Origin of the sequence: Halogeometricum sp. CBA1124, from assembly GCF_009741955.1 — an archaeon.
GTDB classification, from domain to species: Archaea; Halobacteriota; Halobacteria; order Halobacteriales; family Haloferacaceae; genus Halogeometricum; species Halogeometricum rufum.
The window spans coordinates 1-9883 of sequence record NZ_WPCD01000139.1 but is presented as its reverse complement, the minus strand read 5'-3'; the positions used below and the strand labels follow the sequence as shown (position 1 = coordinate 9883).

12 protein-coding genes and 3 pseudogenes are annotated in these 9883 nt (G+C 68.6%); 4 read left to right on the top strand and 11 right to left on the bottom strand.

The features are described from left to right. Positions 1-334 (top strand): hypothetical protein (locus GJ632_RS22260; RefSeq protein WP_197428025.1); only part of this gene is annotated, 334 nt, incomplete at its 5' end. Here GJ632_RS22260 and GJ632_RS15065 read toward each other — a convergent pair. The 8 genes and pseudogenes from GJ632_RS15065 to GJ632_RS15030 all read right to left on the bottom strand — a co-directional run bounded on the left by GJ632_RS15065 (position 306) and on the right by GJ632_RS15030 (position 6666). After that, on the bottom strand, positions 306-1379 hold the full coding sequence (locus tag GJ632_RS15065; RefSeq protein WP_089807560.1) for a methionine synthase: 1074 nt from the start codon (positions 1377-1379) through the stop codon (positions 306-308). The genes GJ632_RS22260 and GJ632_RS15065 overlap by 29 nt on opposite strands. Next, positions 1379-2386: a 5-methyltetrahydropteroyltriglutamate--homocysteine methyltransferase gene (locus tag GJ632_RS15060; RefSeq protein WP_191453384.1), complete on the bottom strand. Its 1008-nt coding sequence runs from the start codon at positions 2384-2386 to the stop codon at positions 1379-1381. Before GJ632_RS15060 ends, GJ632_RS15065 begins: the two co-directional genes overlap by 1 nt. Before the next feature lie 59 nt (positions 2387-2445). Then, positions 2446-3050: pseudogene (locus GJ632_RS15055) on the bottom strand (HemK2/MTQ2 family protein methyltransferase). Positions 3051-3366: 316 nt separating this feature from the next. Further along, positions 3367-3843 (bottom strand): annotated as a pseudogene (locus GJ632_RS26005) (mechanosensitive ion channel family protein); the annotation flags it as partial. Between the two features lie 570 nt (positions 3844-4413). Next, a pseudogene (locus GJ632_RS15045) lies at positions 4414-5281 on the bottom strand (16S ribosomal RNA methyltransferase A). A 51-nt stretch (positions 5282-5332) separates the two neighbouring features. Then, complete coding sequence (locus GJ632_RS15040; protein ID WP_089807555.1) at positions 5333-5965, bottom strand: DUF655 domain-containing protein; 633 nt, start codon at positions 5963-5965, stop codon at positions 5333-5335. A 41-nt stretch (positions 5966-6006) separates the two neighbouring features. Next, complete coding sequence (locus GJ632_RS15035) at positions 6007-6363, bottom strand: RNA polymerase Rpb4 family protein (RefSeq protein ID WP_089807553.1); 357 nt, start codon at positions 6361-6363, stop codon at positions 6007-6009. Positions 6364-6375: 12 nt separating this feature from the next. After that, on the bottom strand, positions 6376-6666 hold the full coding sequence (locus GJ632_RS15030; RefSeq protein WP_089807551.1) for a 50S ribosomal protein L21e: 291 nt from the start codon (positions 6664-6666) through the stop codon (positions 6376-6378). 125 nt (positions 6667-6791) lie between these two features. Between GJ632_RS15030 and GJ632_RS15025 the strand changes: the two genes are divergently transcribed. Continuing rightward, the gene (locus GJ632_RS15025) at positions 6792-7955 is read left to right on the top strand and encodes a cystathionine gamma-synthase (RefSeq protein ID WP_089807549.1); all 1164 of its coding nucleotides are present in this window, start codon (positions 6792-6794) and stop codon (positions 7953-7955) included. A gap of 67 nt (positions 7956-8022) precedes the next feature. Beyond that, complete coding sequence (locus tag GJ632_RS15020) at positions 8023-8304, top strand: hypothetical protein (RefSeq protein WP_191453383.1); 282 nt, start codon at positions 8023-8025, stop codon at positions 8302-8304. A gap of 128 nt (positions 8305-8432) precedes the next feature. Here GJ632_RS15020 and GJ632_RS15015 read toward each other — a convergent pair whose 3' ends face one another. The 3 genes from GJ632_RS15015 to GJ632_RS25475 form a co-directional block, all read right to left on the bottom strand. Continuing rightward, entirely contained in the window at positions 8433-8699 is a 267-nt protein-coding gene (locus tag GJ632_RS15015; RefSeq protein WP_089807545.1) for an elongation factor 1-beta, read from the bottom strand. A 3-nt stretch (positions 8700-8702) separates the two neighbouring features. Beyond that, on the bottom strand, positions 8703-8882 hold the full coding sequence (locus GJ632_RS15010; protein ID WP_089807544.1) for an HVO_2753 family zinc finger protein: 180 nt from the start codon (positions 8880-8882) through the stop codon (positions 8703-8705). 80 nt (positions 8883-8962) lie between these two features. Next, a complete protein-coding gene (locus GJ632_RS25475) occupies positions 8963-9571 on the bottom strand; it encodes a tripartite tricarboxylate transporter permease (RefSeq protein WP_343161200.1) in 609 nt (202 codons plus the stop codon). 83 nt (positions 9572-9654) lie between these two features. Between GJ632_RS25475 and GJ632_RS26000 the strand changes: the two genes are divergently transcribed. Beyond that, positions 9655-9883: hypothetical protein (locus GJ632_RS26000; protein WP_394351815.1), on the top strand; the 229-nt coding region annotated here is incomplete at its 3' end.

Below are 9883 nucleotides of genomic sequence, written 5' to 3'. Positions count from 1 at the left end.
CGTCCTCGCGGGCGCGGCGACCACCGCGGTGCTGGGCGTCCTGACGGTGGTGCTGGTTCCGGTCCTCGGATTCGTGACGGCCGAAGTCGTCGGGACGTGGGTCCCGAGGTGGGCGTTCGCGGCCCCGCCGATGCTGAGCGTCGTCGCGGGCGGTGCGACCGCCGGGTTCCTCGCGCGGACCGACCGGCGGACGTGCGCGTTGCTCGGGGGCCTGGCCGGAGCGCTCGGCGTTCGGTGCCCTCGGCGGTGTCGTCGGCCACGCCGGGCGGCGGGGACGCCGCCGGTGACCGCGAGCGAACGCCGCCTCAGTCGGCGTTCGGCGTCGGCGCGGTGACGTCTATCTCGCCGGCGTCGAGTTCGGCCTCGACTTCGCGGGCGGCCGTCACCATGTTCTCCATCTTCTGGTAGGCCACCTCGCGCGGGAGGAGTTTCACGCCGCAGTCGGGCGACACGGTGAGTCGCTCCGGCGGGACGACTTTGAGGCCCTCGAGGATGTTCTCCTTTATCTCCTCGACGGACTCGACTTCGGCGGTGTGGACGTCGACGACGCCGAGTGCGAGGTCGGGTTCGAACTCGGGGTCGGTGAACACGTCTATCTGCTCGTAGCCGCCGTTGCACAGTTCCACGTCGAACTCGTCGATGGGGAAGTCGTTTATCTCGGGGTAGATGCGCGAGTAGTCGCCGTAGCAGACGTGCAGGCCGATGCGCACGTCGTCGGGGATGCCCGCGACGATGCGTTCGAGACACTCGCCGACGATGGCGTGGTCGTCCGGCGTCGTCGCCAGCGCGGGTTCGTCTATCTGGACGTACTTCGCGCCCGCCTCGACCAGTTTCTCGACCTCCTTGTTCACGAGGTCCGCGAGGTCGTAGGCGAGGTCCGCCTCGGTGTCGTACGCCTCGTTGAACGACCAGCGCGCGAGCGTGTACGGCCCCGTGATGGGGACTTTGACGGGCTTCTCGGCGACGTTCGAGGTGAACTCGAACTCGTCGACCAGCCACGGTTCGTCGTACTCGACTTCGCTCGCGACGGAGGGCTTGTCGAAGTAGTTGTGCCCCCACACCTTGACGGGGCCGTTGAACTCGTAGCCCGGGATGCGGTGAGCGAAGTACTCGACCATCTCCTCGCGGCGCATCTCGCCGTCGACGACGGTGTCGAGTCCGGCGTCCTCGTGTTCGTGCGTGATGACGCAGGCGGCGTCGTCGTACGCCTCCGTCAGGTCGTCGTCGTCGAACTTCGAGGCGTCGTCCTCGGCGAGTTCCTTCGACCGGTTCAGCCACTTCGGCTTGGGATAGCTCCCGACGACGGTGGTGAGCAGGAAGTGCTCGGCGTCGTGGTCGTTCGGGCGGAACTGCTCGCGGTTCTCGGCGTTTCGGGACATTACGCCTCCACCTCCGATTCGAGGTCGGCGGCCGTCGCCAACGCGCGGAGTTTCTCCTGATGCTTGTTCACGGGGAGGTAGAACGGTTCGGTGTTCGTCGTCACGTAGGCGGTGTCGAAGTCGTCGCCCTGAATCTGGCCGTTCACCCAGTCGACGCGTTCGCGGATGGTCTCGGGGTCCTCGACGAGAGTGTTCTGCCCGTCGGCGAGTCCGAGGGCCACGTCGTCCTTCGCGCCGTACTCGTTGACGTTGTAGAGCGTCGTCTCGCGGTCGCCGGCGACGAAGTCGAAGCCGATGGCCTCCACGTCGGCGTCCATCAGGTGCGCGTACGTCTTCTCGTCGATGGCGCCCCAGTAGGTGTGGACGACCACGTCGGCGTCAGTCGCGTCCGCGACGGCGTCGATGGCCTCGGGGACTCGCTCCGCGGCGTCGTCGTCGGGCGCGTCCGTCACCAGCGAGGGGTCGAGCAGGAACAGCGTCTCGTGTTCGGGGAACGCCTCGACTTCGCCGGCGAGGAAGTCGCCGACGGCGGCGAGGAAGTCGGCATCGTCGCCGTAGTGGTCGTCCGTGGCGAGTTCGGCCAGCGAGTACGGGCCGGGGAGGACGGCCTGCAGGGGCGTCTCGCCCGCGAACTCGGCCGCCGCCTCCAACTCCGCGGCCACGTCGCCGGAGAACGTCAGGTCGCCGACGACCTGCGGGTCGCGGTAGAAGTTGTTGTTGTCGTAGTACCGGACGATGCCGCCCGTCTCGACGTTGTCGTGAACGGCGAGGGGGTGAGCGAGCATGTCGTCCCAGCGGAGTTGTCCCTCGACGACTCTGTCGAGGCCCGCGTCGCGTTGGTCGCCGACGACTTCCTCGCGCGCCTCGTCGTAGACGGCGACGATTTCGTCCGACTCGTCGCCGGAGATGAGGTCGTCCTTCTGGTGCCCTTTGAGGTCTGAGAGGTCCGACTTCGCCCAGTCCGGGAGGGGGAATAGCCCGGGCGACGTCGCTACCAGTTCGGTCATCACACTCGGCTACGAAATGCCGACGCTTAATATTTGCTGATGCGGTCTATTCGCGCCAGTTATTCCTCGGCCGCCGACTTCGACGCCGACTCCCGCGTCAGTCGGAGCACCGACAGCGTCTCGAACGGGTACGACTCTTGCACGACCGTCTCGTGGTCGAACCCGCGGGCTTCGACGCGCGCGACGACTTCCTCGAAGCCCGTGAGCGAACTGACGAGGAGGAGGACGCGTCCCCCATCGGCGAGGACGCGTCCCACGTCGTCCACGAACGGGTTCAGGAACTTCCGACCGCTCTCGCCGCCCGAGAGGGCGCTCTCCATCCAGTCGTCCCACTCGTTGTCGGGGTCGGTCGCAGGTACGGCGGGTTGAACGCCACCGTGTCGAAGGCTCCGTCTCGGAAGGGGTCCACGAGGTTCGCGCGCACGGCTTCGATTCCGAGGTGCCCCTCTGCGCGGAGGGCCGCGCCGCGTTCACGCGCGCTCTCGCAGGCGTGCGGGTTCACGTCGCTGGCGACGACGCGCGTCACCTCGGCGTCGCGGGCCGCCCGTTCGGCGACCCACCCCGACCCGGTGCCGACTTCGAGGAAGCGACCGCGCGCGTGGTCGACCACCGCCTCCGCGAGGAGGGCGGAGTCCTCGGCCGGTTGGTAGACGTTCGTCTCCATCCCGCGCCGTTCGGCCAGGTCGTCGGTCACGACTCGTCCTCCTCGCCGTCGCCGTCACGGTCGCCGTTCGAAAGCGCCGCGTCGTGGCTCTCGCCGTCGCCGCGGTGTTCGCCGCCGGCGCGGCGGTCGCCGTCGTCCCGGCGCCGTCACGCTCCGGGTTCACGTCGCCGTCGTCCCCCCCGTCGGTCGTCGCCTCAGCCTCCGTCCGCGCGTCCGCCGGTCGTCGACGCCGACCGCTCGCGTCGCCGGCGACGACGAAGCCGTCCTCCTCGGTGCGGGCCATGAGTTCCCGTTGCGGGAAGGGAATCTTGATGTCTGCGGATTCGAAGGCGTCCTTCACCGCGGCGATGACCGACGTCTGCGTGCGCCACTTGCGGCGCGCGCTAGGCCGGTCTATCCAGACGCGGACGCCGAGGACGACGGCCGAGTCGGCGAACCGCTTCAGCACCACCTGCGGCGTCGGGACGTTGAGCGGTTCGTCCAGTCCCTCGACGGCGTCGAGGGCGAGGTCCGCGGCGCGCTTCGGGTCCGCGTCGTAGTCGACGCCCACCTCGACTTCGATGCGAAGTCGCCCCTTCCGGCTCCGGTTGACGAGGCTCTCCGAGGAGACGACGTCGTTCGGAATCATCACGTACTCGCCGTCGAACGTCTGGATGCGCGTGTTGACGACGGTGATGTCGGTGACGATTCCCTCGTGGTCGCCCACCTCTATCCAGTCGCCTATCTCGAACGGTCGGGAGAACATCAGGACGAACCCCGCCAGCAACGCGCCGAGCGTCTGTCTGGCGGCCATCCCGACGACGATGCCGAGAAACCCGGCGCCGACGAGGACGCCGCCGAGGTTCACCTCCCAGATGGCGAGGACGATGGCGACGCCGACGACGTACAGCGACAGTTGCGCGATGCGGTAGGCTATCTCGCGCTGGTGCTGGCTGACCGCCGGGCGGGCCTCCGTCACCTCGTCGACGAGACGCCGCACCAGGCTCGTCATCGTGTACGCGCCGACGAGGAGGAGGACGGAGAGTCCGAGTTTGACGAACGACTCGTAGCCGAAGTCGTAGCCCTCGAACACCGACGCGACGGCCTCGGCCTGCCCCCAGACGCCGACGATGAGGGCGGCGGCGCCGATCGCCAGCGTCATCGTCGTCAGCGTCACGAGCAGGCTCCACAGCGCGCTCGGAACGCCCGGCAGGTCGTAGTCGTGGAGTTCGTCGCTCCTGGCGAGGACGACAGTCGTCAGGAAGACGATGGCGCCGGTGACGGCGACGCGCCCGGCGAACGATGGAACCGCCTCCCCCAACTGCTGGAGCGCCGTCCCCGACCCCCTGCAGCGGTGTCGTCGAGAGCGCCACGAGCATCGGTCTCACCGCCCGTGTTCGTCGGCCAGCGCCGCCAGCGCCGCGACTCCCGCGGCGTCACGTTCCCCGCGCGCTTTCGCAACAGGTCCTCGTCGGCCGCCTCGACGACGGCCTCGGGGTCGGACAGCCCGGAGATGTGCGCGGTGTTGCGGATGCCGTTGCGGATGGTCTTGCGTCGCTGGGTGAAAAGCGCCTTCACGAAGTCGAGGAAGAACGCCTCGTCGGCCACCTCGTAGTCGGGCGCGCGCGGCGTCACGCGGACGACGACGCTCTCGACGGCCGGGGCGGGGTCGAACGCCTCCTTCGGAACCGTCTCGACGACTTCCACGTCGCCGTAGTGCTGCGCGCTCACCGAGAGGCGACCGTAGTCGTCGCCGCCCGCCTCGGCGGCCATCCGCTCGCCGAACTCCTTCTGGAACATCAGCACGAGGGGGATTCCGCGGGGGAGCAGGCGGAACGTTATCTCCGAGGAGATGCCGTACGGGAGGTTCGAGACGCAGGCGGTGACGTCCGGCAGGTCGAGTTCGAGCGCGTCGCCCTCCAGCACCGTCAGTCGACCGTCCTCGACGTCCGCGGCGAACTCCTCGCGGAGGAACGAGGCGAGGCGCGTGTCGCGTTCGACGACGGTCACCCGGTCGGCGACGCGGAGCAGTCGGTCGGTCAGCGCGCCCGTCCCCGCGCGACTTCGAGGACGTGCGAGGCGTCCGCGTCGTCGGGGAGGTAGCCGGGGATGCGGTCGAGCACTCGGTCGTCCACGAGGAAGTGCTGGTCCTGGTCGGGGTCGCCGCGCAGGCCCGCGCGTCGGATCAGTCGGTCCGGGTCGCGCGGCGCGTGCGCCGCCGCCTCTGTCGACTCTGGCTGCGGCTCGGTCATCGGCGGAGAATACGTGCGAACCGGGGTAAACGTCTCGGCTCGGGGGCGGGACTAGCTGTCTCGCCCGACGAACGCCTTGTACTTCAGATCGTCGTCGCGGAGTTCCTCCATGATTCGCTCGACCAGCACGTCGCGGGGGTGGTGGAGGCCCGACACTCGGTCTTCGAGGTCCTCGAAGCTCTCGTACGGGCCGCGTTTGCGCTCGTCGAGGATGTTGTTCCGGAGTTTCTTCCCGATGCCCGGCAGGAGGTTCAACTGGTGGAGGCGCAGCGTGATGGGCTGGGCGTCGTTGTAGAAGTCCACGAAGCGCCGCTCGTTCTCCTCGACGACGTCCTCGACGACGTACTCCAGTTCCGAGTGCGCCGTGTTCGACAGGTCGTCGTAGCCGACTTCACGGAGTTCCTCGACGGCGTCGCGTTCCTCCGCCGGGAAGAGTACTACCTTGTCACCGATGGAGACGTCCGAGTCGTCGCCGAGTCGAAGCTCGAAGAGGCGGAAGTTCTTCTCGCCGAGGGCGTACGCGAGCGGCGATTTCTTGTATCGCGGCCGGTCGTCGTCCGGTCGCCCGTGCGGGAGGTGGTCGAGGACGACGGCGGACGTCACGTCAGTCGCCGCGTCGGCGCCGCTCTCGGTCTCGTCGACCGACGTGTCGGGGTCGGCGTCTCCGCTCTCAGCGCTTGTCATGTCAATGGATACGCCGACGGCGTATTTAAAAAGTTGGCCCCTCAGGCGTACTTCGCGACGACGTCCAGAATCTCGTCGAGTTCGTCGCCGCTGAGCGCGTACCGCTCCTGCGCGTAGACGGCGCGGAGTTCGTCCCGGCTCTGGGGGAGGAGGTCCGCGATTTTGAACGCCGTCGCCTCGTCGACCTTCTCCAGTTCGAGGAGTTCCTCGACGAGTTCGACCGACTCTTCGGGGTCGAGGAAGGCGAAGCGGTTCACGTGTTCGATGGCGCGAGCGAGTTCGTAACGGAGTTCACGCTCCTCGTCCGCGGCGCGTTCGGCTTCGACGTCTTCGAGGAGTTCCTTGACCTCGCTCGTGGTGAGATACTCCTCGTGTACCTTCTCTTTGAAGATGGTCATCGGCGAGAGGAGTTACTGCTGGGCGCGCAGGTGGGCGGGCCGGACGACGAGAATCTTGTCCTTCCCGCCGTCGTTGATCTGGACCTTGAACGCGCGGCCCTGCTTGCCGACCACTTCGCCCGTGTGGCCGTTGAAGCGCGCGTGGAACCGGCCCTTTCGCACGCTGGGGTCGATCTTCAGGTGGACCTTCTGGCCCTCGTCGTACTCCTGAATCGCTCGCTGCGGCGGGGAGGTGCCGCGCTCGCGGGGTTTGTTCGACAGCTTTCCTCTCGTCCCGTGAAGCGGACCGTTGGAACTCGGCATAGTCGTGAGGCAGAATACTGGTGACGCAGTTATAAAACGCACGTTCCTGTCTCGCGCGTGCGGGAGCGTGGCGTGAACTCGGCGAAAGGGCAAGAGTCAGGCCCGTCGCCCGCGACGACGGGTGCATGGACGACGACAGCGACTACTCCATCGAGACGCGTGCCATCCACGCCGGACAGGACCCCGACGAGGAGACGGGCGCGCTGATGACGCCCATCCACGCGAACTCGACGTACGCGCAGGACGCGCCGGGCGACCACCGCGGCTACGAGTACTCCCGGACGGGCAACCCCACGCGCACGGACCTCGAAGCCAACCTCGCCTCCCTCGAGGGCGGCGCTCACGGCCGCGCGTTCTCCTCCGGGATGGGGTCGATAAACACCGTCTTGAACCTGCTCGAAGCGGGCGACCACGTCGTCACGGGCGACGACGTCTACGGCGGCACGCACCGCATCTTCACGCAGGTGTACGAGGAGTACGACCTCTCGTTCGACTTCGTGGACACGACGGACCACGACGCCGTCGCCGACGCGATGCGCGAGGAGACGGCCCTCCTGTGGGTCGAGACGCCGACGAACCCGCTGATGCGCGTCAACGACGTCTCGGCGCTGGCTGACCTCGCTCACGAGTACGACGCGCTCTGCGCCGTGGACAACACGTTCGCCACGCCGTACCTCCAGCGACCGCTCGAACACGGCGCGGACGTCGTCTCGCACTCGCTGACGAAGTACCTCGGCGGCCACTCGGACGTGGTGGCGGGCGCACTCGTCACCGACGACGAGGAACTGGACGAGCGAATCGGCTTCTACCAGAACGCCGTCGGCGCGACGCCGTCGCCGTTCGACTGCTTCCTCGTCCTCCGCGGGACGAAGACGCTCTCGGTCCGCATGGACCGCCACTGCGAGAACGCGAGCGAACTCGCCCGCTGGCTGGACGACCACGAACGCGTCGCCGACGTCTACTACCCGGGACTGGCGTCACACCCCCAGCACGAACTCGCGGCCGAACAGATGGACGACTTCGGCGGGATGCTGTCGTTCGAGGTGGACGGGACGCTCGAACAGGCCTCCACCGTCGTCGAGGAGACGGAAGTGTTCACGCTCGCGGAGAGTCTGGGCGGCGTCGAGAGCCTCATCGAGCAACCGGCGGCGATGACGCACGCGGCCATCCCGCGCGAGGAACGCCTCGCCGCCGGACTGACTGACGGACTCGTCCGCGTGTCGGTCGGTATCGAACACGTCGACGACATGAAGGCGGACCTCGACGCGGCGTTCGACGCCGCGTTCTGACCGTCGGCCGTTCACTACCGTCCGAAAACGCGGTAAACCTAACACCGAGGCCGGAGTACGGTAGCGCATGGCTCAAGAACTTGCGACTCAGAACGACGCGCCGTCGGGTGAGCAGTCGGTGACAGAGTACGAACCGACCGAATCGCACGCCGTCGGCGGGGTGTCGAGCCACCTCGGCGAGAAGTTCGGCGTGGGTGCCTCTGCGGGCATCCTCCTCGGTGCCGTCGTCGGCGTCCTCGTCGCGTGGGCACTCGGAACGAGCACGTCCGTCGCGTTCCTCATCGTGCTCGGAATGGGGTTCATCCTCGCGCCCGTCATCGGCGTCCTCTACGTCGAACGCGGCGACTGACCGCCCCGTCTTCTCCGCGCGAAACTGTCGGTTCGGGCGGCGTCGTCACTCGCGGATTTCGATAGCACGGCAGCGTCTGCGACGGCGGCAGACGCCGCGAGCGAGAACTGACCGCTACCGTCGTCCGCTCAGATGCGGCCGACGTTCTCGACGGCGACGCTCTCGACGCCCTCGACGTCCGAGAACGCTTCCTCGACGGCTTCCGTCCCGCCGGCGTCGTCGGGGACGATGACCGTCGGCAGGAGTGCGACGAGTCCGAACGCCACGTCGTCACGCTCGAACCCGTTTATCTTCGCACCCTCGGGCAGGGAGTCCTCCAGTCGTTCCTGGAGTTCGTCGAGGTCGATTTCGGGGCTGTTCGGCATGACTTTCATCTTGGCAGCTACTTTCCCCATTGTTTACGGACCCATGAAGCCGCAGTCGGGACACTCGTAGAGGTTGCTCTGCTTTCGGCACTTCGCACAGCGCGAAATCTCGGTGCCACACTCCGGGCAGTCGAACGTCGCCGCGCTCATGCCGGAGATGTTGATGCCGCAGGACACGCACTGTCTGGCGTGTCGCTGCTCGGACTGGCTCATACGGCTATCAACCCGTCCGCGACTTTTAACGGTTGTCTTTCCGGCTCACCCGAGCGCGACGGGGCCGATGAGCACGCCCATCAGGTGGACGCGCCGGACGCCCAGACGCGGCGGGACGAGGCCGACGAGTGCGGCGAGCGCGAAGACGCACAGCCCCGGCACGCCCGCGAAGACGCCCGCGAGTGCCCACAGCAGGGCGAGAACCGCCACGGAGAGCGCGCGGTGCGGGAGTCGGCGCACGACGGCGAGGTAGCGGTCGCCGACAGTCGGCACCAGCACGCACCCGACGCCCGCGGCGAAGACGAGGTGGCCAGCGCCGTCACCGAGCCGAACGGGGACCCGCCGCCGCCGACGGCCGAGAGGGCGACGGCCACCCCGCTCCGTTCGTCGCCGACCACGACGAGTGCCGCGGCGGCGAAGACGGCCGTCGCCGTGTCGGCTCCGCTGGTCGCGACGACGTACAGGCGGTCTGTTCGGCCGCCGTCTCCGCTCGACCCGTCGGCGAGGCGGCTCTCGCCCCCCGCGCCGCCGAGTGCCAACACCGTCGCCACGCCCGCGGAGACGCCCGGGAGGTAGCCGACGAGCGCACCGCCGCCGACGCCCGACGCGGCCGCGCGGAGCGTCGCCACCGGCGAGAGCGGTCCGCGCCCCCTCCTGCGGCGGTATCGCTCCCCGCCCGCCGAGCGCATCGACGAGGACCGGCGCGCCGAACAGGCCGGCGAACAGCGGTGCCAGCATCGACGTCGCGGCCGACGGCGCGAGCGACCCGTCGGTGGGGACGCCGAGCGTCAGCAGTCCGAGTCCCGCCGCGAGTCCGAAACAGGCGACGCCGCCGAGTCGCCGCCGCCGCGTCGGTTCGGCGGCCACGAGGAGGACGACGACGAGGGCGAGAACGGCCGGGAGCGCGGCGTACAGTTCCGCGCGGCCGGCGGCGACGAGGTGCGAGAGCGGGAGCGCCAGCGGCACCGCGCCCGCGACGGCGACGCCGCTCCCGACGGCGG